A 26,252-nucleotide genomic window follows, 5' to 3' on the forward strand; every position below is an offset into this window, starting at 1 on the left:
GCGGGCACGATAGCGTCAGTCAGCGCAACATGAATATCAGCTTTTTCATGTGCTTAAGCTGAAGAAAATCGTCGTGGCTTCGCGCGCGAGGCGTTGGCGAGGCAGCATCCTCGCCGTTGTCGCCGCCCGTCCGGCTATCCGGTCATATGTCTCGGCATAGTGGCGCCGCGAGCTTTCCACGGTCTGATCATGGTTCGCGCTGCATCTGCACTGCACAACGCTTTCTCGTAAGGAAAAGGGGGCCACGAGGGCCCCCTTTCCGTAGTGATGGCGCTAGGCCGGGATCACATCATCCCGTCCATGCCGCCCATGCCGCCCATGCCGCCGGCGGGAGCCGCAGCTTCCTTCGGCTTCTCGGCGATCATGGCTTCAGTGGTGATCAGGAGAGAAGCGACGGAGGCCGCGTCTTCCAGAGCGGTCCGCACGACTTTCGCCGGGTCGATGACGCCGAACTTGAACATGTCGCCATATTCTTCGGTCTGCGCGTTGAACCCGAAGGTCTTGTCGTTCGACTCGCGCACCTTGCCTGCGACGACAGAGCCGTCCACGCCCGCGTTCTGGGCGATCTGGCGCAGCGGCGCTTCGAGCGCCTTGCGGACGATCACGATGCCGGCGTTCTGGTCGGAGTTCTCGCCTTCCAGCCCTTCGAGCACCTTCGCGGCCTGAACCAGAGCCACGCCGCCACCGACGACGATCCCCTCTTGCACGGCCGCACGGGTCGCGTTCAGGGCGTCATCGACGCGGTCCTTGCGCTCTTTCACTTCGACTTCGGTCATGCCGCCAACGCGGATCACCGCAACGCCGCCAGCCAGTTTGGCCACGCGTTCCTGCAGTTTTTCACGGTCGTAGTCGGAGGTGGTTTCCTCGATCTGGGTGCGGATCTGGGCCACGCGGGCTTCGATCTCGGCCTTGTCGCCAGCGCCGTCCACGATCGTGGTGTTGTCCTTGTTGATCTGGACTTTCTTGGCACGGCCGAGCATGTCGATGCCGACATTCTCCAGCTTCATGCCCAGATCGTCGGAGATCACCTGGCCACCCGTCAGGATCGCGATGTCCTGCAGCATGGCTTTCCGACGGTCACCGAAGCCCGGCGCCTTGACGGCAGCGATCTTCAGGCCACCGCGCAGCTTGTTGACCACGAGGGTCGCCAGCGCTTCGCCTTCCACGTCCTCGGCGATGATGAGGAGCGGTTTCTGCGACTGGATCACGGCTTCGAGCAGCGGGACCATCGGTTGCAGCGAGGAGAGTTTCTTCTCGTGCAGCAGGATGAGCGCGTCATCGAGTTCGGCGATCATCTTGTCCGGGTTGGTCACGAAGTAGGGCGAGAGGTAGCCGCGGTCGAACTGCATGCCTTCGACGACTTCGGTCTCGGTCTCGAGGCCCTTGTTCTCTTCGACGGTGATGACACCCTCGTTGCCGACCTTCTGCATCGCATCGGCGATCTGCTTGCCGATTTCGGCTTCGCCGTTGGCGGAGATCGTGCCAACCTGCGCGACTTCAGCGGAGTCGCTCACCGGGCGGGCAGCGGCCTTGATCGCTTCCACGACTTTCGCGGTGGCGAGGTCGATGCCGCGCTTCAGGTCCATCGGGTTCATGCCGGCAGCGACCGACTTGAGACCTTCCTTGATGATCGCTTGCGCGAGCACGGTGGCGGTGGTGGTGCCGTCGCCGGCCTCATCGTTGGTGCGGGAAGCGACTTCCTTCACCATCTGGGCGCCCATGTTCTCGAACTTGTCTTCCAGTTCGATTTCCTTGGCGACCGACACACCGTCCTTCGTGATGCGCGGAGCACCGAAGGATTTCTCGATGACAACGTTACGGCCTTTCGGGCCCAGCGTCACCTTCACGGCGTCGGCGAGGATGTTGACGCCGCGCAGCATGCGGTTGCGGGCGTCGGATTCGAAACGTACGTCCTTGGCAGCCATATGTAGCTCCTTGGGTTGGTGTTGCGGGGAAGTGAAGCGCCTCAGGCGATGATGCCGAGAATGTCGCTTTCCTTCATGATGAGCAGCTCTTTGCCGTCGATCGTGACTTCGGTACCCGACCATTTGCCGAACAGCACGCGGTCACCGGCCTTGACGGAAGGAGCGATCAGTTCGCCCGAATCCTTGCGGGCGCCTTCGCCGACCGCCACGATCTCGCCCTCGGCCGGTTTTTCTTTCGCGGTATCGGGGATGATCAGGCCGCCCTTGGTCTTTTCATCGCCTTCGACGCGACGGACCAGAACGCGGTCGTGCAGGGGTTTGAATGCCATCTGAGAACTCCCTTGGGGTTCAGGTTATGCGACGTTAGCACTCCATTCAGGTGAGTGCCAACGACAGCCTAGGTAGGCAAGCGCTCCGCGCCTGTCAACGGTTTTGCCGCGTAAAAAATCGAACCATGGAACGTCGGAAGGGGGCCGACAGTTTTATGTCGGATATATAAAGAATGGAGGTGCAGATGCCTGCCAACGGCATTTGGGAGCAGGAGGAAAGTCTCTGGATCGGGGGACGTCTCGCCTACATGAATCATATGGCGCCCGGCTGTCTCATGGCCTTTCCTGAATCGGGCCTCGTGCAGAACGACGCCATTCTGGAGGCGGTTGACAGCGCGCCGCGCTGGCGCTCCGTCAACATGACCGGACGGCGCCTGACGGAGAGCGATTCCGTCGTGGTGCTGGGCTATGTGGCGAGCGCGGAGCGCGGCGGGTCCAGCTATCGGGCGATCTGCACCTCGGTCTATCGGCGCGACCCTGAAGGCTGGCGTCTTGTTCAGCACCAGCAGACCCCGTTGCACACCGGGATCTGACATTGCGATCTGACACTGCGCGCTCCCACACCGCGGCCAGGCCGTGACAAGGCCGAGCCCAACCCCTATAACGCAGCCGACATTTCTTTCAGGACGGTTGCACCATGATCCAGGTCCTCGGCCACAAGTCGCCCGACACAGATTCCACCGGCTCCCCTATCGTCTGGGCCTGGTATCTGACCGAAGTGAAAGGCACTCCCGCGGTGCCGAAGCTTCTCGGCGAACCCAATACGGAAGCGGCCTTCGTCCTCTCCCACTGGGGGATGGCCAAGCCGGAGATCATCTCGGAGCTGGAGCCGGGCGCAAAGGTTGTCATCGTCGATACGAACAACCCGCTCGAACTGCCCGAGTCGCTCCCCGGTGCCGATGTCATCGCGATCATCGACCACCACCTGCTGACCGGTGGGATCAAGACCAAGACGCCGATTGACGTAACGATCCGTCCCCTCGCCTGCACCGCCACCGTGATGATCGACCTGATGGGCGAGGATGCGGCGAAAATGCCGGACGCGATCAAGGCGATGGCGCTCTCCTGCATCCTGTCGGACACGCTGGAGTTCCGCTCCCCCACCACGACGCCGCACGACAGGCAGGTGGCGGAGAAGCTCGCGGCCGATCTGGGCGTGTCCATCCCCGACTATGCAGCGCAGATGTTCGCGGCGAAGTCGGACGTTTCCGCCTTCTCCGATGCGGAGCTTCTGCGGATGGATTCGAAGGAATACGAGGTCGGCGGCAAGCAGTTCCGCGTGAGCGTGCTGGAGACCACCGCTCCCCAGGTCGTCCTCGATCGCAAGGACAGCCTGATGGCCTCCATGCCGCAGGTCGCGACGGAGGATGGCGCGGATCAGGTGCTGCTCTTCATCGTGGATATCCTGCGCGAGGAAGCGACGCTGCTCGTGCCGAACGATCTGGTGAGGATCGTGGCCGAGAAGAGCTTCGGCGCAGCCGTAGCGGGCGATACTGTCGTCCTGCCCGGCGTGATGAGCCGCAAGAAGCAGATTATCCCGGTACTGAGCCTTTGACCGGACGGCGCGCATGACTCGCATCATCGAGCACATCGCAGAGGTTTCGGACGACTACGACGTCCTGTTCTGCGATCTCTGGGGCTGCGTCCATGACGGGGTGCGCGCCTTTCCCGCCGCGGTCGAGGCGCTGAAGACGTGGCGGGCGGAGGGGCGGAGGGTAATGATCCTGACGAATTCCCCCCGGCCCCGCCCTTCCGTCCGGCGGCAGCTCGGGCGGCTCGGCGTGCCGCCGGAATGCTATGACGACATCACCACCTCCGGCGATGCGGCGCAGACCGCGATGATCGAAGGCGCCGTCGGCCGGAAGGTCTGGCACATCGGGGCGAAGGAGCATTCGAGTTTCTTCACCGAAATGGCCAAGGACACGGCAGCCGAAGCCGCCCTCCTGCCCCCCATCGAACTCGTTCCCGCAGAGGCTGCGGAAGGCATCGTCTGCACCGGCCCCTTCTTCGAGATGACGGAAACGCCCGCCGACTATGTCGAACGGTTCAAGCCGCTGGTGGAGCGTGGGGTGAAACTGCTCTGCGCCAATCCCGATATCGTCGTCGATCAGGGGGAACAGCGCATCTACTGCGCGGGCGCGCTTGCGGAGCTTTATGAGGATATGGGGGGCACGAGCCTCTACTTCGGCAAGCCCCATGCGCCGATCTATGACCTCGCCCGCCGCAGGCTCCATCAGATCGGCATTGCCGCAGGGCGCATTGCCGGTATCGGCGACGGCCCCGCGACGGATGTCAGGGGCGCGCTGGAAAACGGGATCGACGCGATCTTCGTCTCCGGCGGGCTGGCCGCCTGGGAAACCCGGACGGAGGAGCAGCCGGAACCGGAGGCGCTTGCAGCCTATCTCCGGGAAAAGGGGCTGGACCCGCAGTTCACCATCGGGCGCCTCCGTTAAGGCGCTTGCGGCGGCATTTGCGCGGGGATACGGGAAGGCCATGCGGATCATCCGGGATTACAGGACCGTTACTGACAGCGACCGGGGGGCCTCGGTCGCCATCGGCAATTTCGACGGCGTTCACTTGGGCCATCAGTCCGTGATCGACATCGCGCGTGCGGCGGGAGGCCCGCTGGGCGTCATCACTTTCGAGCCGCATCCCCGCGAGTATTTCCAGCCGGATGCCCCGCCCTTCCGGCTGATGAACGGCGAGGCGAAGGAAAACCGGCTCTCGCGGCTCGGCGTGGATATCCTCTACGAACTGCCCTTCGACGGCGCACTGGCCGCCCTTTCGGCTGAGGATTTCGCGCGGCAGGTTCTGCACGAAGGACTGGGCATCCGTCATGCTGTCGTCGGCGCGGACTTTCATTTCGGCCATGACAGGGGCGGCGATGCGCGGCGGCTGGAGCAGCTGGGCCGGGAGATCGGCTTCGGCGTCACGGTGGCACCGCTCGTTTCGGACGAGGTGGAGGAGATCTCCTCCACCGCGATCCGCCGTGCCCTGACCGAGGGCCGTCCCGGCGATGCCCGCCGGATGCTGGGACACTGGCATCGGATCGAGGGGGAAGTTCTGCACGGCGACGCCCGCGGGCGAGAGCTGGGCTTTCCGACCGCGAACATGTCCATCGCGGCCATCCACCCGCCGCGCTTCGGTGTTTACGCGGTGAAGGTGCGCGTCCTCAGCGGTCCTCATGCGGGGGACTACGGCGGTGCGGCCTCCATCGGAACGCGGCCGATGTTCGGCGAAAACACCCCGAATATAGAGACATTCATCTTCGATTTCTCCGGCAACCTTTATGGCGAGCATCTGTCGGTCGCCCTGATCGAATGGCTGCGCCCGGAGATGAAGTTCGACAGCCTCGACACGCTCATCGCCCGGATGGATGCCGATTGCGCCCGTGCGCGGGACATTCTGGCCACCCTGCGCGCATGATCCTGACGACCGAGAGGCTGATCCTGCGCCCCTGGGAGCCGCGGGACCGCGCGCCCTTCGCCGCCATGAATGCCGATGCAGAGGTCATGCGCCACTTCCCCGCCCCCCTCACCCGGCAGGAAAGCGACGCGTTGATGGACAGGCTCATCGCCCGCGCCGCGGAGAAGGGGTTCTCCTTCACGGCGGTGGAGCGGCGCGAGGACGGGGCCTTTGCGGGAATGGTGGGCCTCAATCCGGTGCTGCAAGGCCCCCTGACCGGCGCGGTGGAGGTGGGCTGGCGCCTGCCGCGCGCCTTCTGGGGTATGGGCCTTGCCTCGGAGGCCGCGCGGGCGTGGCTCGATCACGGCTTCGGGGCAATGAAGCTCGATGAGATCGTCGCCTTCACGGCGACCGGCAACCGCCCCTCCCGCCGGGTGATGGAGCGGATCGGCATGAGTCGCCGTGCCGATCTGGATTTCGATCACCCCGCCCTGCCCGAGGGACATCCGCTGCGTCCGCATGTCGTCTATGCGGCGCGGAGAGCGTGATCGGGCTTTCAACCGCCGCGCAACAGGTGCATGGTCCGCAACCGATGAAACGCCAGCCCAACCCCCCTCTCCGCCCCCGCTTCTGGGAGCGCTACCCCCTCCGCGAGCTGACGCCCCCGGAGTGGGAGGCGCTGTGCGACGGCTGCGGCAAATGCTGCCTGAACAAGATCGAAGACGCCGACACGGGCGAGGTGTTCTTCACCGACATCGCCTGCCGCCTGTTCGATGACGGCTCCTGCCGCTGCGCGCATTACGAGAATCGCCGCCAGTTCGTGCCGGAATGCGTGGTGCTGACCCCCGCGAATATCGACGAGATCTCCTACTGGATGCCCCGCACCTGCGCCTACCGGCTGTTGAACGAGGGGCGGCCGCTCTATCCGTGGCACCATCTTCTCTGCGGCGACAGGGAGGAGGTTCACCGCGCCGGCGTCTCCGTCCGCGGCCGCACCGTGCCGGAGTTCGAGGTGGCCGAGGACGAATGGGAAGACCACGTGATCGAAGAGGACATCTGATGCAATTTGCCTCCGACAATATCGCCCCCGTCCCGCGGCAGGTGCTCGACGCGATCGAGCGGGCGAACCATGGCGCCATGTCCTCCTACGGAGCGGACCCTCTGATGCGGGAGGTGGAGGCCCGGATGCGCGCGGTGTTCGAAGCGCCGGAGGCCGCCGTCTATCTTGTCGCGACCGGCACGGTCGCCAATTCCCTCTCGCTCGCCTGTCTCGTCCAGCCGTGGCAGACGGTCTATTGCCACCGCCACGCGCATATCGAGGAAGACGAATGCGCGGCGCCTGAGTTCTATACGGGCGGCGCAAAGCTCACCCTGCTTGACGGCGATCACGCCAGGATAGACCCGGCCGGACTGGAGCTGGCGCTCCAATCGGCGGGCGGCGCAGGCGTTCACAATGTGCAGAAGGGCGCGCTCTCCCTCACCAATGCGACGGAGAACGGCACCGTCTATACGGTCGCGGAAGTGGAGCGGCTTTGCGCCATCGCGCGGGCCGCTGGCATCCCCGTTCATATGGACGGCTCCCGCTTCGCCAACGCGCTTGCCGCCACCAATGCCTCCCCGGCGGAGATGACGTGGAAAGCGGGCGTGGACATCCTGAGCTTCGGCGGCACCAAGAACGGACTGCTGGGCGTCGAGGCCGTGGTGATCTTCGACCCTGCGAAGGCCTGGGAGTTCGAGCTTCGCCGCAAGCGGGGCGGCCACCTGTTCTCCAAGCATCGCTACCTCTCCGCCCAGATGCTGGCCTATCTGGAGGACGACCTGTGGCTGCGCAGCGCCCGTCATGCCAATGCCATGGCGGCGCGGCTGTCGCAGGGGATAGCGGGTCTGCCGGGTGCTTCGCTTGTCCATCCGACCGAGGCGAACGCGGTCTTTGCCGCGTGGCCGCGTGAGGGGCACCGGCGCGCGCAGGAGGCCGGAGCCTACTACTACCTCTGGCCGGGGAGCCAATCGCTCGACGGTCCGGGGGACGAGCCCGTCGCCGCGCGGCTCGTCTGCTCCTGGGCGACCACGGAGGAGGAAGTGGACCGCTTCCTCGCCACCATTCGCTAGCAGGCTACTGAAAAAGTCGTGGGTCTGGCCAGACTTTCGTTGAAGAAAATAGGTCCGGTCAAGCGCAGAAAACCTGCGGTTTCCGGCGTGATCTTCAACCATACAGGGAAGATCTCCGCCCCGGAGCAACATTGGAATACTTTTTCAGCACCCTGCCAGGGGGTCAGCCCTCCGTCACGCCCGCCTCACCGAACGTCGCCATGCCGGACAGGCAGGCGACCGCGGCCTTCAGCATCGGCAGCGCGAGAGCGGCACCGGAGCCCTCTCCCAACCGAAGGCCGAGCGACAGGATCGGCTCCTTGCCGAGCGCGGTCAGCAGGCGGCGATGTGCCGTCTCCTCCGAAAGGTGCCCAGCCACGGCGTGATCGAGGGCGCCTTCATTGAGCCGTTGCAGCACGAGCGCCGCCGCACAGCAGATGAACCCGTCGAGGATGACGGGGATCCGCTCGACCCGCGCCCGCGCAATGGCCCCGGCCATGGCCGCCACCTCCCGTCCGCCAAGGCAGCGCAGCACCTCCAGCGGATCATCGAGCACGGCAGCGTGGCGCATCAGCCCGGCCTCCACGGCCGCGCGCTTGCGGGCCAGCCCGGCATCGTCAAGACCGGTGCCCCGGCCGATCCATGCCTCGGCTCCACCACCCAGAAGCGCCGCAGCAATGGCAGCGGCAACCGTGGTGTTGCCGATGCCCATCTCCCCCGCGATGAACACATCGGCCTGCGGGTCCACCGACTCCCATCCCGCCGACAGCGCATTCACAAGGTCTGCCTCGGTCATCGCGGGCGCTTGTGTGAAATCGGCGGTCGGCCGGTCGAGGTCGAGCGGTATGACATCCAGCATCGCCCCCCCCTCGCGCGCGAGCTGGTTGATCGCAGCCCCGCCTGCTGCGAAATTCGCGACCATCTGTGCGGTCACCTCCGGCGGGAAGGCGGAGATACCGTTCGTAGCCACACCGTGATTGCCCGCATAGATGACGATCTGCGGACGCGTGATGGCGGGCGTTTCCGCCCCCCGCCAGCCCGCATACCAGATCGCCAGCCTCTCGAGCCGCCCCAAGGCCCCCTGCGGCTTCGTCAATCGGCCGTTTCGTGCGTCAGCGGCGGCAAGCGCGGCGCGATCCGGCTGCGGCAGATCGGTGAGGAGAGTGCGAAAATCGGCAGAGGAGGTAAGGACAGGCATGTTTCATCCGTTGCTTGCGGAATGTCCCTTCTCTATCCAAGGCGCGGCGGATGCAACCGGAGCGGGACGTGAGCCCTTTTCACGACATCAGGAACGCCTTCGGGCTGCTGACGCGGCTTCCCGTCGCGGCGGCTTCGCCCGCGGGATCCTGTTGGGCGTGGCCGGTGGTCGGTGGTGTCGTGAACGCGCTCGCGGCGGCTTGCGGTGTTCTGCTGGCGGATATCGGTCTGCCTGCGGGTTTCGCCGCGGTCTGTGTGCTGGCGGCGGCGATCCTGCTGACAGGAGGCCTGCATGAGGACGGGCTGGCGGATACGGCGGACGGCTTCTGGGGCGGCCGGACGACGGGGCGCCGTCTGGAGATCATGAAAGACAGCCGTATCGGCAGCTACGGGGTGCTGGCGCTCGTCCTGTCGCTCATGGCGCGCGCGACGCTGATCGCAGGGTTGCTGGCAGGCGGGGACGCGCTCTTCGCGCTGATCGTGGCAGGTTCGCTGTCACGAGCGGTCCTGCCGGGCGTGATGGCTGCCCTGCCCTTTGCGCGGAACGGCGGGCTGGCTGCCTCTATCGGGCGACCCGGCAAGGCGGTTGCCATCGTATCAATGGCCGTGGGAGCGGTGATTGCGTTCGGACTGTGCGGGATGCCCGGAGTGGCCGCAACGCTGGCGGCCGCTGCGGCGGCGCTTGTCGTCGCTATACTTGCCCGTATCAAGATCGGCGGACAGACGGGTGATGTGCTCGGAGCGAGCCAGCAGCTTGCCGAAATCACCGCGCTTGCAACCCTCTCCACCTTGCTCTGAAGACATGAAAAAGCCGCGCCGGATCGGGCGCGGCTTCGCGATCACTGAAAACGTTCAGGGAAAAAGTTCAGGCCGCGCGGGACAGCAGAACGTCATCGACCTTCTTCTGCGCATTGGCCTCGTCCACTCCGGCAACGGCGGCCACCTCACGCGTCAGCCGTTCGAGCGCCGCTTCGTAGAGCTGACGCTCGGAATAGGATTGTTCGCGCTGATCGTCGGAGCGATGCAGGTCCCGGACCACCTCGGCAATGGAAAGCAGATCACCGGAGTTGATCTTCTGCTCATATTCCTGAGCACGACGCGACCACATGGCCCGCTTCACCTTCGCCTTGCCCTTCAGCGTCTCGAGCGCCTTGGACACGATATCGGGCGTCGAAAGCGAACGCATACCGATTTCCGCCGCCTTGTTGATCGGCACGCGAAGGGTCATCTTATCCTTCTCGAACGAGATCACGAACAGCTCAAGCTTGAGACCGGCGATCTCCTGCTCTTCGATCGAGATGATCCTGCCGACGCCATGGGCCGGATACACCACGAAATCATCGGGGTGAAACTCGGACTTCTTGGTCTTCGTCATTCAGTCGCTTCCTCTCATGGGAATCCCACAGGCCACAAAACCATCCGCCGGAAGCGCTTCCGCTTCAGGAGAATGATCGGACAAGCTGATTGCTTCAGACGGATCGTCGAGGTGAGAGACCGCCTGCCTTCGGCATTCCAAGCATTTTGTGGAAGAAATATAGCACAAAGCACCGCTGTTTTAAAGCGTCGTGACTCATGCGTAAACAGCGGGCAAGCGCCTTCAAGGACTTGTCATCAAATTGCCATGCCGGAATCGCGCCGTAGAGCCCGAATCAGGAGCCTTCGCCAGCCGTTTCGGAGAAGTATTTTGCCAGCTTCCCGGTTTCGCCGTCCCGTTCCGTCGCCTCAGGCAACGGATCCTTGCGGGAGAGAATCACCGGCCATTGCTCGGCATACTTGCGGTTGAACGCGACCCATTCCTCAACATCCGGCTCCGTATCGGGGCGGATTGCATCGGCGGGGCATTCCGGCTCACAGACGCCGCAGTCGATGCATTCATCGGGATGAATGACCAACATGTTCTCGCCCTCATAGAAGCAGTCGACCGGGCAGACTTCCACGCAGTCGGTATATTTGCATGCGATGCAGTTGTCGGTGACGACATAAGTCATGGGATCGGTCTTTCACGTCTGGCGGAGACTAGCTAGTCCAACAGCTGGCGGGGATCAAGACGGGTGACACCGGAAAGGCCCGGTGCCCCTAACGTCGCGGGCTGGAGGATGGCTGTTCCTCCGCCGCCGGGGATGGCGGAACACCTTCCGCATCCATATCGAGGTACAGCGCCTGCGCCTCTGTCGCCGGACCGCGGCGCAGGCTCGATCCAAGCACGCGAACGACCCGGATTCGCCCGGCCTGCGGAAAGGTCAGCGTGTCCCCCTCGCCGATGGCGAAGGCGGGCTTTTGCACCCGCCGCGCGTTCACACGCACATGACCCGCCTCCACCACTTCGGACGCAAGCGTCCGGGTGCGGAAGAAGCGGGCATGCCAGAGCCACTTGTCGAGCCGCATCGTCTCCCGCGTGGCGAGGACGGCCAAGGGTTACTTCCGCTCCTTCAACGCCGCGAGGATGGCGAAGGGGCTGTCCGGGTCGATACGATCATTGCGGGGCGGGCGCGATTCGAAGCTTCGCGGCTGCTCGGAGCGCTTTTCCTTGCCCTTGCCGCCGTGACGACCTTCCTTGCCCTCGAACTTCTGCCGCTTGCCGTGATCGGGCTTGCCGCCTTCGGGCTTGTTCCTCCGCTCACCGCGCGGCTGTCCATGCGGCTGACCGTGGGGCTGACCATGTGACTGGCCCTCCCGCCGTTCGCCCCGGTTTTCGCCGGTGGCCTGCTGCTCGCCCGCCTGGCGATCACCCCCTTGCCGCTCGTTACGGCCGCGCGAACGGCCTTCCCCGCCCCGGGGAGCGTTGCGGTTGTGACGCGGCCGCGGCGCCCAGACGAAGGTATAGAACACCTCCGACTCGACCGGCTCCACGGGAGCTTCCACACCATCTTCGGCCGCGAGGGCGCGAAGCGCATCGTCAGAAACCGGAATGGCGCCGAGCGCATCGTCAGAGGTGATCTCGGGCGCCATATCGGAGCCGGTCTCATCCGCCGGATCGTCAGGCTCCTCGTCGGGGAAAGCGGGCGTGCGCACGGGTTGGCCGGGTTCGAGCCCGTCAACGGCCTCCACCGGCACGCGCGCGTCATCCAGATCCGCTTCCGCCCCGGTCGCATCGAACACCGCATCGGCGCCGGAGGCGACGGCCTCCACATCCTCGGCAAGGCCCACGGGCATTTCGCGCAGCGCGGCTTCCTTCGCCGCCTGCTCCGCCCGGACCTTGGGCCGCTCGCCCCGCTCCGCCTTGAAGCCAAGCCCTTCCATCAGGTCGGAGAACTGCTCCAGCGTCATGCCGGTGATGGAGAGCATCTCGGGCGTCGCCTCAAAGCCCGCGCGCCAGTCCTTGGCGCGGAGCAGGTCTGCCAGACGCTCCAGCATGTCGATGCGGATCGCCCGCTTGCCCGCCGGACGGTAGCCTGCGAGCGTATAGTGCTGCTTCGGCACCTCGACGATGTTCGGAATGGTGACAAGGCCGGGCGGCGGGCTTTCGGGAAACTCCTGCAAGCCGTTCGCCAGCGACCAGAGCACCAGCCGAAGCCGGGTCGGCGCGGGCTTCAGCAGCGCCGGCAGGAAGATCGTGTACTGGCCGAAGCGGATCCCGTGCTTGCGGAGTGCGCCGCGCGCCTCCTGATCCAGCTGCTTGACCTCATCGGCCACCTGATCGCGCGGCAGGACGCCGAGCGCCTCCACCAGACGGAAGGCGAAACCACGCGCCAGACCGGTGAGCGCCTCGTCCTTTGACAGGGCGAGCAGCGGCTCGAACTGGGTCGCAACCTTCCGGTCGATGAAGTGCTGGAGCCTGCGGCGGACCTTCTCCACCACGTCGGGACCGGCTTCTTCATCCACGAAAGGCTCGACCTGCGGGCGCATCGGGTCCGCCCCGGCGACAAGCTTGCCCACCGCGGAGGAGCCCCACATCAGGCCGCCCTGCTCGGTAAAGTCCAGCTCGGTATCCGGCGCGTTGTAGAAACGGTCGGCCCGCAGATGGAATTCCGGCTTCAGCGCCTGAAGGCCCGCCGAGCGCAGCGTCCGCGCCTCGTCCGGGCCGGACGTCGCATCCTGATGGAAGCGGAAGCCCTCCAGCCGGCCGACGAACTCGCCCTCGACCGTCACTTCGCCCTTGTCGTTCACCTCAGCCACAAGGCTCTCCTTCTGTTTCAACCGCCGCAGGAGCACACTGGTGCGCCGGTCGACAAATCTCTGGGTCAAACGCATGTGAAGCGCGTCCGACAGCCGGTCTTCTACCGCGCGCGTTTCGCCGCGCCAATGGTTTTCATCTGTCACCCAGCCGCTTCGCTGTGCCACGTATGTCCAGGTGCGGATATGCGCGAGCCGCTTCGACAGCGCATCGATATCTCCGTCCGTCCGGTCGATCCGCTTCACGTTGCGGGCCAGCCAATCATCCGGCACCCGTCCGTCAGCTTGCAGGAAACCATGGATTCGCGCCAGCAGTCCTGCATGTTCCGTAGAGGAAATTCCGCGGAAATCGGGAATCCGGCATACATCCCACAAAAGCCGTACGCCGGCGGTGCCCCGGACAAGGTCCACCACCTCCGGCATGGCGGCCAGATGGCGGAGCGCCGCCAGGTCGTCCGCCTCCCGCGCGCGGCTGAGCCATTCGTTGTTCGTCCCCGCCTCCAGCGAAGCGATGAGCCGCTCGACGGAACCGAAGGACAGGTCGGAATTGCGCCATTGCAGCTTGCGGATCGGGGCGAAACGGTGGTTTTCGATCGCATCCACCAGATCCTCCGGCAGCGGGCGCGCCTCGCCCGTCACGCCGAAACTGCCGGGCTGGGTATGGCGGCCCGCGCGCCCGGCGATCTGACCCATCTCATGCGGGAAAAGCGGGCGCATCCGGTGCCCGTCGAATTTCGCCAGCGCCGAGAAGGCGACATGGCCGATGTCGAGATTCAAGCCCATGCCGATCGCATCGGTCGCCACGAGGTAATCCACATCGCCATTCTGATAGAGCGCGACCTGCGCGTTCCGCGTCCGGGGGCTTAGACCGCCCGTCACCACCGCGCATCCCCCCTTCTGCCGCCGGATCAGTTCCGCATTGGCATAGACGTTCTCCACCGAAAATCCGACGATGGCGGAACGGGTGGGCATCCGGCTGATCTTCCTGGAGCCGGTATAACTCAGTTCCGAGAACCGCTCGCGATGCAGGAAGGTCGTCCCCGGAACCAGCGCCGCGATGGCGCCGCGCATGGTGTCGGAGCCGAGAAACATCGTCTCGTGCAGGCCCCGCGCCCGTAGAAGCCTGTCGGTGAAGACATGTCCGCGTTCGAGGTCCGCACAGAGTTGGATCTCGTCCACGGCGACGAAATCGGCGCCGATCTCCTGCGGCATCGCCTCCACCGTGCAGACCCAGTAGCGCGCGCGCTCGGGAACGATCCGCTCCTCCCCCGTCACCAGCGCCACGACGGACGGCCCGCGCTGCGCCACGATACGGTCATAGACCTCACGCGCGAGAAGGCGGAGCGGCAGGCCGATCACCCCCGTGCGGTGCGCCAGCATCCGCTCGATGGCATAATGGGTCTTGCCGGTATTGGTGGGACCAAGGACCGCCACGGTCCTCGTCTGGTCGCGCATGGGTGTGCCGATTCCCCCTGAACGGGGCCCCTAGAGTGCCTGACCGGACATTTCGCGATCCAGCCTTTCCACGGCCTTTTCTATGTCGGGCTGATGGGGATGTATAGCCTGCGCGGCGCGATAGGCATCGCGAGCGGAGGCGTCGTAGCCCATGTCCTCCAGGATCATCCCCAACCCCGACAGCGCGCCGTAGTGATTGGGATTGAGGGCGAGTGTCCGGCGGATGTCGTCCACGGCGGGGCCGAACTTGCCCGCCTGAAAATACGCGGAGGCCAGCGCGTTCCAGCCTTCGGCGAAGTCGGGGGCATGGTCGGTCAGCGCGGTGAGATGCTCTATCGCCTCCTGCGTGTCCCCGGTCTCCATCGCGTCGCGCCCCCGCTGCAACAGCAGGTCCATGGAGGCGGAACCCGAACGCGACCATTCACGTTGCAGATCGCTTTCCGTCCGCTGCCAGGCGGTATTCTGCGGATCCTTCAGCTCCCTCAGAAGCCGCTGCTCCACCGCTTCCTCCGCATGGAGGGGAAACGCGATCACGGCGGCGAAAGCTGCCGTCACGAAAGGATTGAGCTTGGAGAGTATCGACACCATAACCTGAGGATAGCGCAAGCGAAGCCGCCTGCGAATACCGTCCCGTTCTGCGGACGGTCACAATTGGAGGATTTGGGTAATGAGCAATGTCATCGACGAAGCGGTGAAAACCCTTTCGGGCCGCCTGTCGGACGGGTTCGACGGAAGCGCGAAATTCGTCATCAAGGACGAAGGCGCCATCGTGATCGACCACTCCGGCGTGCGGGAAGGCGATGACGAGACGGATGTGACGCTGACGGCTGACGTCAAGACCTTCCAGGCGATTCTCGCCGGCGACCTGAGCCCGACGATGGCCTTCATGAGCGGCAAGCTGAAGCTTGACGGCAACATGGGCACGGCCATGAAACTCGGCTCGGCCTTGGCCTGACATGCGCCTCGAGCCGGCCCCGCTCCATCTCGGCGCGGACGGCTCGTCCGGGGCCGCGGCCTATTGGCGGCGGGCGGAGGACGGAACGCGCCTGCGCTTCGCCCTCTGGCCCGCGGCCGGCGCTCTCGCCACGGTGCTGCTGTTTCCGGGCCGCACGGAGTATGTGGAAAAATACGATGGCATCGCCCGCATTCTCTGCGACGCAGGCTTTGCCACCCTTGCCGTCGATTGGCGTGGGCAGGGGCTGTCGGCCCACCGCGATCCGGCCATCCGCATGGGTGACGTGGAAAATTTCCGCGATTATCAACAGGATGTGCAGGCAATGCTTGCCACGGCGCAAGCGCTCGACATGCCTTCGCCCACCCTGCTTCTCGCGCATTCCATGGGGGGAGCCATCGCGCGGCGGGCCCTGCATGAGGGGCTGGCCGTAAAGGCCGCGGCCTTCAGCGCGCCGATGTGGGGCCTTACCCTTCCGGGTCTTACACGGCCGCTCGCATGGCTGCTTTCCTCCGTCGCTCTCCGCGCGGGGCGACCGGGCCTGCACCCGCCGGGCCATCCCGCAACACCCTATGTGCTGACGGCGCGCCCCGCGCTCAACAACCTGACCAGCGATCCCATGATGCTGGCCCGGATGCGGGCGGCGATGGAGGCGCATCCGGAACTGGCCCTCGGCGGGCCAAGCCTTCGCTGGCTGCATGAGGCGTTGGTGGAGATGCGGGTGCTTGCCACCCTGCCGCCGCCCGGGATCCCCGCCTATGTGGGTGTCGGCAGCGACGAACGCGTGGTGGACGCCCGCGCGATCCGGCGCGGCATGGCACACTGGCCCGGGGCGGAGGTGGAGATCTTTCCCGGCGCACGGCATGAACTGATGATGGAAGCACCCCGCCACCGTGAGCACTTCATGGAGCAGGTCATCAGCCTGTACCGGAGCCGCGTCAGATCTTGATGCGAATGAAACTGTCCCGCAGCGCATCCGACCAGGCCGCGCTCATCTTCATGAAACTCTCGTCTCCCGCTTCGATCCGGCGGCGCAGACCTACCTTCAGCTCATCCCGGCGAATCACCAGCAGGTCGAGCGGCATCCCCACGGAAAGGTTCGAACGCAGGGTGGAATCCATGGAAAGCAGTGCGCATTTCTGCGCGTCCTCGATCGGCGTTTCCATCGTGACGACGCGGTCGAGAATCGGCTTGCCGTATTTGTGCTCGCCGATCTGCAGGAAGGGCGTGTCCTCCGTCGCCTCGATGAAGTTTCCCTCCGGGTAGATGAGGAACATTCGCATGTCGCCGCCCTTGCGCTGCCCGGCGACGATCATGGAGGCGCGCGCGCTCTGATGCATGCGCTCCAGCTTTTCCGACACATCCTGCGACACATCGGCCAGCGCGTTGCCCACGATCTCCGCGACCTGCAGCATGGATTGCGCCTCCATGATGGAAGCGCCGTGCCCTCCGTCCGGCTCCTTGATCGCCTCCTTCAGCCGCGCGATAGTCGTCTGCGTCACCGACAGGCTCCCGGCTGTCAGGATGCAGATCGCCCGGTCGCCCGGCTTTTCGAAAACGAACATCTTCCGATAGATGGCAATGTTGTCCAGACCCGCGTTGGTGCGCGTATCCGACAGCATCACCAGCCCTTCGTTCAGAAGGATTCCAACGCAATAGGTCATGGAGGGCAGTCCCGTGGTTTGCAGCGCTCCGCAGACTATTGCTGCACGGACTGAACGGCAACCGTTACGTCAAGTCTCTCCTCTCCCGTCCCGCGGGAGATGCCCCGGATCGGCGCGGCATCCACCGAGTCGTAGCCCGACCCCAGACGGATATAGCGTTCATCCGGGCAGCAACGGTTTGCCGCGTCGAAACCCACCCAACCCAGCCCGGCCACGAACAATTCGGCCCAGGCATGGGCGGCGCGATGCTCGGTGGCCGTTTCGCCCTCGGCCTCGTCGGCCAGCAGGTAGCCGGAGACGTAGCGGGCGGGAATATCCTTCAACCGCGCCAGCGTGATGAGCGCATGGGACTGATCCTGACAGACCCCCTGCCCGAGCGCGAGCGCCTCCGCCGCGGTCGTGCCTGCTTCCGTCGCGCCGGGTGTATAGGCGATGGCCTCCGACACGGCATCCGAAAGCCGATGGGCAAGATCAAGGGCACCCGACGCATCGCCCACGCTCGCGGCCAGATCCGCAAAGGCTGTATTGGCCCGCGTCATCGGTGTATCGCGAAGGTAGGCATCGGGCGCGACATACTCCCGGTGGTTGCGCAGGACGCCGGACGTGTCCATCGTCTCCACCGTGCCGCGGACGGCAACGGTGATCTCGCTCACCGGACCCCGGACAGAGAAACTGGTGACGCGGTCACCGGCCCCATCGCGGAAACTGCCGCCCGGCAGGCCCTCGCTCACCTCTATGGACCAGGTCTGGATTTTCTGTCCGTCGAACAGGGACGGGGTGAGGCGGAAGCTCTGCACCACACCGCGGACAGGAATGTCGTAGCGGTAGATGGTGCGGTGCTGAACATTGAGAATCATCGGGTGTCGCCGCTCAGATAGGCTTCATAGACACTGTGGCCCAGCCCTGCGATGTCCTGAATGAAGCGTGTCAGGAACTCGTGCAGTCCTTCATCGAAGATTTCCTCCACCCGCGTATCGGCAAGGGAGGCAAGCAGACGCCGCGAGATATGCTGTGCGTCCGTCGTGCCCCCATAGCCACGGGCGAGGCGGTCGAGATGAGAATTCGCGGAATGCATGCAGGTCAGGAGGGAACGCGGGCTCTGCGGGTTCAGGATCAGGAAATGCGCGATCTTGGCAGCCGTCACATCCCCCCCGTAGGCCCAGTGGAAGGCCCGCTGCGCCGACATCGCGCGCAGAAGCGTCGTCCACTGATAGTTGTCGAGCCCCGATCCCACGAGATCCACCGTCGGCAGCAGGACGTAATATTTCACGTCCATCAGCCGCGCGGTATTGTCCGCCCGCTCGAGATAGAAGCCGAGATTGAGGAAGTCGTAGCCGTCGTTGCGCAGAAGCGTGGTGTCCATGGCGCCGCGGATCAATGCGGATTGGCGCATCGTCCATTCCACCATGGTGCTGACGTCAAGCTCGCTCCGCTCCATCCGCTCCAGCTTGCGAAGCTCCTGGAACGCGCCGTTCAGAGCATCCCAAAGCTGGGCGGTAAGGGCGGTGCGCACGATCCGCGCATTCTCCCGCGCCATGCCGAAACAGGAGACGACGGAGGACGGGTTGTCCTGGTCGAAGAACAGGTAGCTTTCGATATTGCGCTGAACGGGATCGCCGTATTTGTGCTGGAATCCGGCCGCAGTACCGGAAGCCTGCAGCAACGATTCCCACTCGCTGCGGTAGCCGTCAGCCGACGGCATGAGTGCGATCCGCGCGCCCACTTCGAGCAGCCGCGCCATTGTCTCGGCCCGCTCGATATACCGCGCGATCCAGTAGAGGTTGTCTGCCGTCCGGCTCAGCATGTCGTCACTCCGCCAGAACCCAGGTGTCCTTGACCCCGCCGCCCTGCGAGGAGTTCACCACGAGCGATCCCTCCGTCAGCGCGACGCGGGTCAGCCCGCCCTGCACAAGCTCCACCCGCTCCCCCACCAGACAGTAGGGCCGCAGATCGACATGCCGGGGCGCGATCCCCTCCTGCACGAAACTCGGCACGGTGGAAAGCGCGAGCGTCGGCTGCGCGATGTAGTTGGAGGGATTGGCACGGATGCGCTCTGCAAAGGCGGCGATCTGCTCCTTTGTCGATTTCGGACCGACCAGCATGCCGTAGCCGCCCGAGCCATGCACTTCCTTCACCACCAGATCGGGGAGATGCTCCATGACATATTTGTATTCGTCCGACTTGTGACACTGCCATGTGGGCACGTTCTGGAGGATGGGTTCTTCCCCGAGATAGAAACGCACCATGTCGGGCACATAGGTATAGACCGCCTTGTCATCGGCCACGCCCGCACCGGGGGCGGAGCAGATGGTGACCCCGCCTGAGCGATAGACATCCATCAGTCCAGGAATGCCCAGCATGGAATCGGGCCGGAAGCAGAGCGGGTCGATGTAGGCATCGTCGATCCGGCGATAGATCACATCCACCCGCTTCGGGCCTTCCGTCGTCCGCATCCAGACGAATTCTCCCTCCACGAACAGATCCTGCCCCTCCACCAGCTCCACGCCCATGAGGTCGGCCAGAAAGGAATGCTCGTAGTAGGCGGAGTTGAAATGGCCGGGCGTCAGGATGACGATGGTCGGATCGCTGTCGCATTTCGCGGGGGCGACCGAGCTCAACGTCCGCCGCAGAAGCTCGGGGTAGCGGTCCACCGGCGCGATCCGGTTCTGCCGGAAAAGCTGCGGGAACATGCGCATCATGATCTCGCGGTTTTCCAGCATGTAGCTGACGCCGGAGGGGGTGCGGCAGTTATCCTCCAGCACGTAGAACTGATCCGGCCCCGTCCGCACGAGGTCGATCCCCACGATATGGGAGAACACGCCCCGCGGCGGCATGAAGCCGGCGGCGGCCTTCTCATAGGCTTCGTTGCGATAGACCAGCGATGCCGGAATGCGCCCCGCCCGGATCATCTCCCCCCGCCCATAGACATCGGCCAGAAAGGCGTTCAGCGCGCGGGCCCGCTGCTTGATCCCGCGTTCGAGCTTGCGCCACTCGTTCTGCGTGAACACCCGCGGGAACATGTCGAAAGGGATGAGCCTGTCCGGGTCGCCGCCCTCGCCGTAAACGGCGAAAGTGATGCCGATGCGCCGGAAAAGCGCCTCCGCCTCCGCCTGCTTCAGCGTTCGGAGTTCGGCAGGCATGGACTTCGTCCAGTCTTCCAATCCTGAATAGGGGGGGCGGACAATCCCGCCATCGAACATTTCATTAAAATAGGTCGTCGCCATGTCCCGCCGGCCTGCCGTGATCTGTCTCACTTAAGCAGCCCGACTGGCATTAGGGAAGAGCAGCGCCGGGTGATTGGCTTTACCACCTGCAGGACTGTCGGTCTTTTCATCGCAAAGCCATCACATTCTTCTAATTGTGCCACATTTTTCTGCATCTAGAGCAATGGCGGCGAAGGAAAAGGCGACGGCCGCCGCTTGCCTCGCCGCAGGCGCCAGCGGCTTGCCCGCTGGATACCCGCCCTCCATTCGGAAACGTCTGCGGAACGCTCTCCGGCGCCGGAAATTGCGCCTGCCGAAATCGCTCCCGTCGCGCTCGCTCCCACCGCACTCGTTCACGCCGTGCTCTTTCCCACCGCACTCGTTCACGCCCTGCTCGTTCACGCCGTGCTCGTCCAGGCAAGGCGGGGGTGGCCGACGCAAGCGACACCGCTATCTCTCACGCATGCGGGGCAACTCTCTTCTTACCTTCACCGATGCCGGGATCTTCTGCCCCGAGGGCGGCTTCCACATAGACCCCTGGCGTCCGGTGGATCGGGCCGTGATCACACATGCGCATTCGGATCATGCGCGCGTCGGCAGCAACCGCTACCTTGCCACGCCGCTCACCGCGCCCATCCTCCGCTACCGGCTGGGCGACGTGCGGGTCGAGGTGCTGCCTTACGGGGAGCGGCGGCAGGTCGGCGGGGTAACCCTCTCCTTCCATCCGGCCGGCCATGTTCCCGGCTCCGCACAGGTGCGTATCGAGCGCGACGGAGAAGTCTGGGTGGTCTCCGGCGATTACAAGACCGAACCGGACGGCCTGTCGGAGCCGTTCGAGCCGGTACCCTGCGATACCTTCATCTCCGAATGCACGTTCGGCCTGCCGATCTTTTCCTGGCAGCCGCAGGCAGAGATCATGGGCGCGGTGAACGACTGGTGGAAGGCGAATGCCGCCGCGGGGCGGTTTTCCGTCATCGGAGCCTATTCGCTGGGAAAGGCGCAGCGGATCCTCGCCTCCGTTGACAACGGGATCGGCCCCCTGCTCACCCATGGCGCGATAGAGGGTACGACGGAGGCGTTGCGGGCGGCGGGGGTTTCCCTGCCCGACACGGTCCGCGTGACGCCGGAGACCGATCTCCGGGCGCTGCCGGGGGGGCTGGTTGTGGCGCCCCCCTCTGCACTGGCCTCGCCCTGGGTGCGGCGTTTTGGCGCGGCGGAGACAGCCCTCGCCTCCGGCTGGATGGCCTTGCGCGGCGTGCGGCGGAACCGGGGCGTGCAGCGGGGCTTCGTGCTGTCCGACCATGCCGACTGGGCGGGGCTGAACAGCGCGATCCGGGCGACCGGGGCGGAGCGTGTCTTCGTCACCCACGGCTATACCCAACCGTTCCGCAGGTGGCTTGCCGAACAAGGCTTCGACGCCGCCATCGTCGAGACCCGTTACGAGGGCGACGAGGCGGGCGATGAGGTGGTCGAATGAAGCGCTTCGCCGCCCTTTTTGCCGCGCTGGACCGCACGACCAAGACGGGGGCCAAGGTGACGGCGCTGGCGGACTACTTCCGCACCGCCGATGACGCGGACCGGCTCTGGACCATCGCCCTCCTCTCCGGCCGCCGTCCGAAGCGCGCGGTGAATGCCACGCGGCTGGCCGAATGGGCGGCGGAGGCCGCCGGACTGCCCTTCTGGCTGTTCGAGGAAAGCTACGCCATGGTCGGCGATCTTGCGGAGACGATCGCCCTGCTGCTCCCGGCCCCCAAGGGCGCGGAAGACCTGCCGCTGTCCGACTGGATCGCCCGGCTGCGGGACATCGCACTCATGGACGAGCCCGCCCGCAAGCAGGTGATCCTCGGCATCTGGGACCGCTTGGGAGGGGAGGAGCGCTTCATCTTCAACAAGCTCATCACGGGCGGTTTCCGCATGGGGGTGAGCCAGGGCCTGATGACCCGCGCGCTGGCGGAAGCCACCGGGGTGGAGGAAGCCACCCTTGCCCACCGGCTGATGGGCGGCTGGACGCCGGACACCACCACCTTCGCGCGCCTCGTGCTCGAACCGGACCCGGAGGCGGACCTCTCGCGGCCCTATCCGTTCTGTCTCGCCTCGCCGCTGGAAGGCGAGGCGGTGGCGCTGGGGCCGCCAGCGGACTGGATCGCGGAATGGAAATGGGACGGCATCCGAGGGCAGCTCATCCGGCGCGGCGGCGCGCATTTCCTCTGGTCTCGGGGGGAGGAACTGGTGACCGACCGCTTCCCCGAGCTTGCCCGCGCGCTGGACTTCCTGCCCGACGGGACGGTGATCGACGGCGAGATACTCGCGTGGGAGGGGGAGGCCCCGCTTCCCTTCTCCGCCCTTCAGACGCGGATCGGGCGCAAGACCCTGTCCCGCAAGGTGCTCAATGACGCGCCCGTGGTGCTGCTGGCCTATGACCTGCTCGAGGCCGAGGGGCGGGACATCCGCGACTTGCCGCTCTCCGAACGCCGGGCCGCGCTGGAGGCTCTTGTCGGGGCGATGCCGCCAGACCTGCCGCTCCACCTCTCGCCGCTTCTCGCCTTCGACGGCTGGGACAGCCTGCCCGGTGAGCGCGACCGCGCCCGCGCGATCGGCGCGGAGGGCCTGATGCTGAAGCGGCTCGCCTCGCCCTACACCGGCGGGCGGAAGCGGGGCGACTGGTGGAAGTGGAAGGTCGATCCGATGACGGTCGATGCGGTGATGATCTATGCACAGGCGGGTCACGGAAGGCGCGCGACGCTTTATACCGACTTCACCTTCGCAGTGCGGGACGGCAACGAACTCGTACCCTTCACCAAGGCCTATTCCGGCCTGACGGATGCGGAGTTCCGCAAGATCAGCCAATGGGTCCGCAGCCATACGCTCGAGCGCTTCGGCCCGGTCCGGCGCGTGCCGCCCGAACTGGTGTTCGAGATCGGATTCGAGGGCATCCAGCCCTCCCCCCGCCACAAATCCGGCATCGCGCTCCGCTTCCCCCGGATGCTCCGCTGGCGTCAGGACAAGCCGGTGTCGGAGATCGACACACTCGATACGCTCCGCGCTTTGCTCGCAGAGGCGGAAGCCCGGCCCCCTCCGCCCGGGTAGCGGGTGATGACCCGCTCCGCCCGGCTAATGGCCCGCAGCCTGCCGCCAGACGGCTGTCCACGAGGGGCGGTCAGAGACGATACCCCCCGGAGACAGTAAGAACCTCTCCGGTGATGAACCCTGCCTGCTCGCTCACCAGAAAGCGAACGGCGCGGGCGATGTCGCGCGGTTCCCCCATCCGGCCGAGAGCGGTCTCCCCGACGAAAAGCGCGGTCAATTCCGCGGACCGGGGGTGCTCTGGGGTATTGATGGCGCCAGGAGCCACGGCATTTACCCGAATCCCCCTGCCGCCCAGCTCCTTCGCCATGGCGCGGGTCCAGAGGTTCAGCGCAGCCTTGCTCGCCCCATAGGTGGAAGCGTCGCGCGGGGGCAGCACGGCATTCACGGAAGATATGTTCACGATGGCAGAGCCGGGTTTCAGATGCGGCAAGGCTGCCGCGAGGAGGGCCTGGGGCGCGAGCAGATTGACCGCAAGAATCGCCGTCGCCGCTGCCGCATCGAAGCGCTCCTTCGGGGTGTGCCGAACGACACCCGCATTGTTGATGATCACGTCCAGACGACCCAGCTGCGCCATCACTTCCGCCACGACCCGGAAAGCCGCATCCGGCTCGGCCAGATCAGCGCGAATGGCACTGATGTCCGGGGAAAGGCCCTCCGGCGCCGTTGTCCGCCACGTGATCACGACCTTGTGGTCCCGCTGCAGAGCCTCCGCTATGGCCCTGCCGATGCCGCGGGTTCCTCCGGTCACCAAAGCCACCTTGGGCATGGGTATCCTCCGCTTGCCTTGCAGGCGGATCATAGCGACCGAAGCCGCGTCCTTCAGCCCGGAAATTCCTGCACGAATGACGGGCCTCATACAGCTCCGCAAGGATCACACCACCGTCCGCGCGCCGCCGTCCGGCGTTGCTACAGCTTGCACTCTCCCGCCGACCGCACCAGTTTATGGCGCAAAAGGAGACTTGCCATGGCCCTGCCCCTCCCCCGACCCGTTTTCGACACCGCCTCCGGCGCAGCCGCGTTCGGCGATCTGCCGGAATGGGACCTGACCGACCTCTACGCCGCCCCGGACGCACCGAAGCTCAGGGAGGACATGGACTGGCTGGAGGCCGAATGCGCCGATTTCGCCGCGTCCTATCAGGGTCGTCTGGCCGATCTGGACGCGGCGGGGCTGCTGGAGGTCGTCCGCCGCTATGAGCGGATCGACACCGTGGCGGGGCGGGTCATGTCCTATGCCGGGTTGCGCTACTATCAGAACACCATGGACAGCGCGCGGGCCAAGTTCCTCTCCGACTGTCAGGACAGGATCACGACCTTCACCACGCCGCTGGTTTTCTTCTCGCTCGAACTGAACCGGATCGACGATGCGGCGCTGGAGGCTCGCTTTGCGGAGAGCGCCGATCTCGCCCGCTACAAGCCGATCTTCGAGCGGATCCGCGCCATGCGCCCCTACCAGCTTTCCGATGAGCTGGAGACGTTCCTGCACGACCAGTCCGCCGTCGGGGCTGCTGCGTGGAACCGGCTGTTCGATGAGACGACCGCCGGGCTGGAGTTCACCGTCAAGGACGAGACGCTCAACCTTGAGGCCACGCTCAATCTGCTGACCGACACCGACCGCGCAACGCGGGAAGCGGCGGCGCGGGAGCTGGCGCGGGTGTTCGGCCAGAACATCAAGCTCTTTTCCCGTGTCCACAACACGCTCGCCAAGGAAAAGGAGATCGAGGACCGCTGGCGCAAGATGCCGACCGCCCAGACCGCCCGCCATCTGTCCAATCAGGTGGAGCCGGAGGTGGTGGAGGCGCTGCGCAACGCCGTGGTCGCGGCCTATCCGAAGCTCTCCCACCGCTACTACCGTCTGAAGGCGAAGTGGATGGGGCTAGACCATCTGGAGATCTGGGACAGGAACGCCCCCCTTCCCGTCGATGCACCGACAACGGTGGACTGGACGACGGCGAAGAAGACGGTGCTTGACGCCTATTCCGACTTCTCCCCCAAGATGGCGGAGATCGCGGAGCCGTTCTTCACCAAGGGCTGGATCGACGCGGGCGTGAAGCCCGGCAAGGCGCCCGGTGCCTTTGCGCATCCGACCGTCACCGAAGTGCATCCCTATGTCATGCTCAACTACCTCGGCAAACCGCGGGATGTGATGACGCTTGCCCATGAACTGGGCCATGGGGTGCATCAAGTGCTGGCCGCGGGACAGGGAGAGCTTCTGTCCTCCACCCCGCTGACGCTGGCAGAAACGGCGAGCGTGTTCGGGGAGATGCTGACCTTCCGCAAACTGCTGGCGGAGGCGAAGACGCCGGAAGAGAAGAAGACGCTCCTCGCCGGCAAGGTGGAGGACATGATCAACACCGTCGTCCGGCAGATCGCGTTCTATGATTTCGAATGCAAGCTGCATGCCGCGCGCCGGGAGGGTGAGCTCACGCCAGAGGACATCAACGCGCTCTGGATGTCCGTGCAGGCGGAAAGCCTCGGCGATGCCTTCCGGTTCATGGAAGGCTACGAGACCTACTGGACCTATATCTCGCACTTCGTGCATTCGCCGTTCTACGTCTATGCCTATGCCTTCGGCGACGGGTTGGTGAATGCGCTCTACGCGGTCTATGAGGAAGGCGATCCCTCCTTCCAGGACAAGTATTTCGCGCTGCTGAAGGCGGGCGGGTCGAAGCATCACAAGGAACTTCTCGCCCCCTTCGGGCTGGACGCGACGGATCCCGCCTTCTGGGACAAGGGCCTGTCGATGATTTCCGGCTTCATAGATGAGCTGGAAGCCATGGAAGATGGCTCCGAAGCCTGAACCGTCAGCAAGCGAGGGGGCGGCTCCTGCTGCCGCC

The 26,252-nt window shown here is 65.2% G+C and carries 26 protein-coding genes; 13 read left to right on the top strand and 13 right to left on the bottom strand.

What is annotated here, in order from left to right; genetic code table 11:
* Positions 1-284 precede the first annotated feature (284 nt).
* Together groL and groES are read right to left on the bottom strand one after the other, a co-directional pair.
* Positions 285-1,925 (bottom strand): chaperonin GroEL, encoded by a 1,641-nt coding sequence (groL, locus tag RT513_RS01865; protein ID WP_088216198.1) that lies wholly within the window; start codon positions 1,923-1,925, stop codon positions 285-287.
* A gap of 41 nt (positions 1,926-1,966) precedes the next feature.
* A complete protein-coding gene (groES, locus tag RT513_RS01870; RefSeq protein WP_035706563.1) occupies positions 1,967-2,254 on the bottom strand; it encodes a co-chaperone GroES in 288 nt (95 codons plus the stop codon).
* Positions 2,255-2,439: 185 nt separating this feature from the next.
* Between groES and RT513_RS01875 the strand changes: the two genes are divergently transcribed.
* The 7 genes from RT513_RS01875 to RT513_RS01905 all read left to right on the top strand — a co-directional run bounded on the left by RT513_RS01875 (position 2,440) and on the right by RT513_RS01905 (position 7,768).
* The gene (locus RT513_RS01875; protein ID WP_179209233.1) at positions 2,440-2,787 is read left to right on the top strand and encodes a DUF4440 domain-containing protein; all 348 of its coding nucleotides are present in this window, start codon (positions 2,440-2,442) and stop codon (positions 2,785-2,787) included.
* Between the two features lie 104 nt (positions 2,788-2,891).
* Entirely contained in the window at positions 2,892-3,809 is a 918-nt protein-coding gene (locus RT513_RS01880; RefSeq protein ID WP_088216200.1) for a manganese-dependent inorganic pyrophosphatase, read from the top strand.
* 13 nt (positions 3,810-3,822) lie between these two features.
* Complete coding sequence (locus RT513_RS01885; protein ID WP_088216201.1) at positions 3,823-4,707, top strand: TIGR01459 family HAD-type hydrolase; 885 nt, start codon at positions 3,823-3,825, stop codon at positions 4,705-4,707.
* Between the two features lie 40 nt (positions 4,708-4,747).
* The gene (locus RT513_RS01890; protein ID WP_290689733.1) at positions 4,748-5,680 is read left to right on the top strand and encodes a bifunctional riboflavin kinase/FAD synthetase; all 933 of its coding nucleotides are present in this window, start codon (positions 4,748-4,750) and stop codon (positions 5,678-5,680) included.
* Positions 5,677-6,207 carry a GNAT family N-acetyltransferase gene (locus RT513_RS01895; RefSeq protein WP_088216203.1) on the top strand — a complete coding sequence of 177 codons (531 nt, stop codon included), beginning with the start codon at positions 5,677-5,679 and terminating at the stop codon, positions 6,205-6,207. Before RT513_RS01890 ends, RT513_RS01895 begins: the two co-directional genes overlap by 4 nt.
* 44 nt (positions 6,208-6,251) lie before the next feature.
* Entirely contained in the window at positions 6,252-6,719 is a 468-nt protein-coding gene (locus RT513_RS01900) for a YcgN family cysteine cluster protein (protein ID WP_088216277.1), read from the top strand.
* Positions 6,719-7,768, top strand: a complete 1,050-nt coding sequence (locus RT513_RS01905; RefSeq protein WP_290689735.1) for a threonine aldolase family protein — start codon at positions 6,719-6,721, stop codon at positions 7,766-7,768. Before RT513_RS01900 ends, RT513_RS01905 begins: the two co-directional genes overlap by 1 nt.
* 163 nt (positions 7,769-7,931) lie before the next feature.
* Here the strand turns inward: RT513_RS01905 and cobT are convergent, their stop codons facing one another.
* Positions 7,932-8,945, bottom strand: coding sequence for a nicotinate-nucleotide--dimethylbenzimidazole phosphoribosyltransferase (gene cobT / locus RT513_RS01910; protein WP_290689736.1), 1,014 nt, complete (start codon positions 8,943-8,945; stop codon positions 7,932-7,934).
* A gap of 68 nt (positions 8,946-9,013) precedes the next feature.
* Between cobT and cobS the strand changes: the two genes are divergently transcribed.
* On the top strand, positions 9,014-9,742 hold the full coding sequence (cobS, locus tag RT513_RS01915; RefSeq protein WP_290689737.1) for an adenosylcobinamide-GDP ribazoletransferase: 729 nt from the start codon (positions 9,014-9,016) through the stop codon (positions 9,740-9,742).
* 67 nt (positions 9,743-9,809) lie between these two features.
* Here the strand turns inward: cobS and RT513_RS01920 are convergent, their stop codons facing one another.
* The 5 genes from RT513_RS01920 to RT513_RS01940 form a co-directional block, all read right to left on the bottom strand.
* A complete protein-coding gene (locus RT513_RS01920; RefSeq protein ID WP_035706589.1) occupies positions 9,810-10,319 on the bottom strand; it encodes a CarD family transcriptional regulator in 510 nt (169 codons plus the stop codon).
* Between the two features lie 274 nt (positions 10,320-10,593).
* Complete coding sequence (gene fdxA / locus RT513_RS01925; protein ID WP_035740705.1) at positions 10,594-10,932, bottom strand: ferredoxin FdxA; 339 nt, start codon at positions 10,930-10,932, stop codon at positions 10,594-10,596.
* Positions 10,933-11,020: 88 nt separating this feature from the next.
* On the bottom strand, positions 11,021-11,356 hold the full coding sequence (locus RT513_RS01930) for an RNA-binding S4 domain-containing protein (RefSeq protein ID WP_373447807.1): 336 nt from the start codon (positions 11,354-11,356) through the stop codon (positions 11,021-11,023).
* Between the two features lie 3 nt (positions 11,357-11,359).
* Complete coding sequence (locus RT513_RS01935) at positions 11,360-14,512, bottom strand: helicase-related protein (protein WP_290689739.1); 3,153 nt, start codon at positions 14,510-14,512, stop codon at positions 11,360-11,362.
* A gap of 30 nt (positions 14,513-14,542) precedes the next feature.
* Positions 14,543-15,118 (bottom strand): tetratricopeptide repeat protein, encoded by a 576-nt coding sequence (locus RT513_RS01940; RefSeq protein WP_290689740.1) that lies wholly within the window; start codon positions 15,116-15,118, stop codon positions 14,543-14,545.
* Between the two features lie 61 nt (positions 15,119-15,179).
* Here RT513_RS01940 and RT513_RS01945 point away from each other — a divergent pair, with 61 nt between their 5' ends.
* Positions 15,180-15,467 (top strand): SCP2 sterol-binding domain-containing protein, encoded by a 288-nt coding sequence (locus RT513_RS01945; RefSeq protein ID WP_290689741.1) that lies wholly within the window; start codon positions 15,180-15,182, stop codon positions 15,465-15,467.
* Position 15,468: 1 nt separating this feature from the next.
* Complete coding sequence (locus RT513_RS01950; protein ID WP_290689743.1) at positions 15,469-16,413, top strand: alpha/beta fold hydrolase; 945 nt, start codon at positions 15,469-15,471, stop codon at positions 16,411-16,413.
* On the opposite strand, the gene RT513_RS01955 is transcribed toward RT513_RS01950, so the two are convergent.
* From RT513_RS01955 to RT513_RS01970, 4 genes are read right to left on the bottom strand one after another with little or no spacing between them, the layout of a single operon-like run.
* Positions 16,403-17,128, bottom strand: a complete 726-nt coding sequence (locus RT513_RS01955; protein ID WP_088216209.1) for a proteasome-type protease — start codon at positions 17,126-17,128, stop codon at positions 16,403-16,405. The genes RT513_RS01950 and RT513_RS01955 overlap by 11 nt on opposite strands.
* 35 nt (positions 17,129-17,163) lie before the next feature.
* Positions 17,164-17,985, bottom strand: coding sequence for a transglutaminase family protein (locus RT513_RS01960; protein WP_290689744.1), 822 nt, complete (start codon positions 17,983-17,985; stop codon positions 17,164-17,166).
* Entirely contained in the window at positions 17,982-18,932 is a 951-nt protein-coding gene (locus RT513_RS01965; RefSeq protein ID WP_088216211.1) for an alpha-E domain-containing protein, read from the bottom strand. The genes RT513_RS01960 and RT513_RS01965 overlap by 4 nt, the downstream gene beginning before the upstream one ends.
* A gap of 4 nt (positions 18,933-18,936) precedes the next feature.
* Positions 18,937-20,352, bottom strand: a complete 1,416-nt coding sequence (locus RT513_RS01970) for a circularly permuted type 2 ATP-grasp protein (protein ID WP_088216212.1) — start codon at positions 20,350-20,352, stop codon at positions 18,937-18,939.
* A gap of 442 nt (positions 20,353-20,794) precedes the next feature.
* Here RT513_RS01970 and RT513_RS01975 point away from each other — a divergent pair, with 442 nt between their 5' ends.
* Both RT513_RS01975 and RT513_RS01980 read left to right on the top strand, forming a co-directional pair.
* Positions 20,795-21,808: a ligase-associated DNA damage response exonuclease gene (locus RT513_RS01975; protein WP_290689745.1), complete on the top strand. Its 1,014-nt coding sequence runs from the start codon at positions 20,795-20,797 to the stop codon at positions 21,806-21,808.
* A complete protein-coding gene (locus tag RT513_RS01980; protein ID WP_290689746.1) occupies positions 21,805-23,418 on the top strand; it encodes an ATP-dependent DNA ligase in 1,614 nt (537 codons plus the stop codon). The genes RT513_RS01975 and RT513_RS01980 overlap by 4 nt, the downstream gene beginning before the upstream one ends.
* 70 nt (positions 23,419-23,488) lie before the next feature.
* On the opposite strand, the gene RT513_RS01985 is transcribed toward RT513_RS01980, so the two are convergent.
* Positions 23,489-24,184: an SDR family NAD(P)-dependent oxidoreductase gene (locus tag RT513_RS01985; protein ID WP_290689748.1), complete on the bottom strand. Its 696-nt coding sequence runs from the start codon at positions 24,182-24,184 to the stop codon at positions 23,489-23,491.
* Between the two features lie 198 nt (positions 24,185-24,382).
* Here RT513_RS01985 and RT513_RS01990 point away from each other — a divergent pair, with 198 nt between their 5' ends.
* A complete protein-coding gene (locus RT513_RS01990; RefSeq protein ID WP_290689749.1) occupies positions 24,383-26,215 on the top strand; it encodes a M3 family oligoendopeptidase in 1,833 nt (610 codons plus the stop codon).
* Positions 26,216-26,252: the final 37 nt, after the last annotated feature.

Origin of the sequence: Haematobacter sp., from assembly GCF_032102465.1 — a bacterium.
Lineage (GTDB): Bacteria > Pseudomonadota > Alphaproteobacteria > Rhodobacterales > Rhodobacteraceae > Haematobacter.

Coding starts and splice junctions, on each gene's coding strand:
- groL (WP_088216198.1), bottom strand. CDS start 1,925: ATGGCTGCCAAGGACGTACGTTTCGAATCCGACGCCCGCAACCGCATG.
- groES (WP_035706563.1), bottom strand. CDS start 2,254: ATGGCATTCAAACCCCTGCACGACCGCGTTCTGGTCCGTCGCGTCGAA.
- RT513_RS01875 (WP_179209233.1), top strand. CDS start 2,440: ATGCCTGCCAACGGCATTTGGGAGCAGGAGGAAAGTCTCTGGATCGGG.
- RT513_RS01880 (WP_088216200.1), top strand. CDS start 2,892: ATGATCCAGGTCCTCGGCCACAAGTCGCCCGACACAGATTCCACCGGC.
- RT513_RS01885 (WP_088216201.1), top strand. CDS start 3,823: ATGACTCGCATCATCGAGCACATCGCAGAGGTTTCGGACGACTACGAC.
- RT513_RS01890 (WP_290689733.1), top strand. CDS start 4,748: ATGCGGATCATCCGGGATTACAGGACCGTTACTGACAGCGACCGGGGG.
- RT513_RS01895 (WP_088216203.1), top strand. CDS start 5,677: ATGATCCTGACGACCGAGAGGCTGATCCTGCGCCCCTGGGAGCCGCGG.
- RT513_RS01900 (WP_088216277.1), top strand. CDS start 6,252: ATGAAACGCCAGCCCAACCCCCCTCTCCGCCCCCGCTTCTGGGAGCGC.
- RT513_RS01905 (WP_290689735.1), top strand. CDS start 6,719: ATGCAATTTGCCTCCGACAATATCGCCCCCGTCCCGCGGCAGGTGCTC.
- cobT (WP_290689736.1), bottom strand. CDS start 8,945: ATGCCTGTCCTTACCTCCTCTGCCGATTTTCGCACTCTCCTCACCGAT.
- RT513_RS01920 (WP_035706589.1), bottom strand. CDS start 10,319: ATGACGAAGACCAAGAAGTCCGAGTTTCACCCCGATGATTTCGTGGTG.
- fdxA (WP_035740705.1), bottom strand. CDS start 10,932: ATGACTTATGTCGTCACCGACAACTGCATCGCATGCAAATATACCGAC.
- RT513_RS01935 (WP_290689739.1), bottom strand. CDS start 14,512: ATGCGCGACCAGACGAGGACCGTGGCGGTCCTTGGTCCCACCAATACC.
- RT513_RS01945 (WP_290689741.1), top strand. CDS start 15,180: ATGAGCAATGTCATCGACGAAGCGGTGAAAACCCTTTCGGGCCGCCTG.
- RT513_RS01950 (WP_290689743.1), top strand. CDS start 15,469: ATGCGCCTCGAGCCGGCCCCGCTCCATCTCGGCGCGGACGGCTCGTCC.
- RT513_RS01955 (WP_088216209.1), bottom strand. CDS start 17,128: ATGACCTATTGCGTTGGAATCCTTCTGAACGAAGGGCTGGTGATGCTG.
- RT513_RS01960 (WP_290689744.1), bottom strand. CDS start 17,985: ATGATTCTCAATGTTCAGCACCGCACCATCTACCGCTACGACATTCCT.
- RT513_RS01965 (WP_088216211.1), bottom strand. CDS start 18,932: ATGCTGAGCCGGACGGCAGACAACCTCTACTGGATCGCGCGGTATATC.
- RT513_RS01970 (WP_088216212.1), bottom strand. CDS start 20,352: ATGGCGACGACCTATTTTAATGAAATGTTCGATGGCGGGATTGTCCGC.
- RT513_RS01975 (WP_290689745.1), top strand. CDS start 20,795: ATGCGGGGCAACTCTCTTCTTACCTTCACCGATGCCGGGATCTTCTGC.
- RT513_RS01980 (WP_290689746.1), top strand. CDS start 21,805: ATGAAGCGCTTCGCCGCCCTTTTTGCCGCGCTGGACCGCACGACCAAG.
- RT513_RS01985 (WP_290689748.1), bottom strand. CDS start 24,184: ATGCCCAAGGTGGCTTTGGTGACCGGAGGAACCCGCGGCATCGGCAGG.
- RT513_RS01990 (WP_290689749.1), top strand. CDS start 24,383: ATGGCCCTGCCCCTCCCCCGACCCGTTTTCGACACCGCCTCCGGCGCA.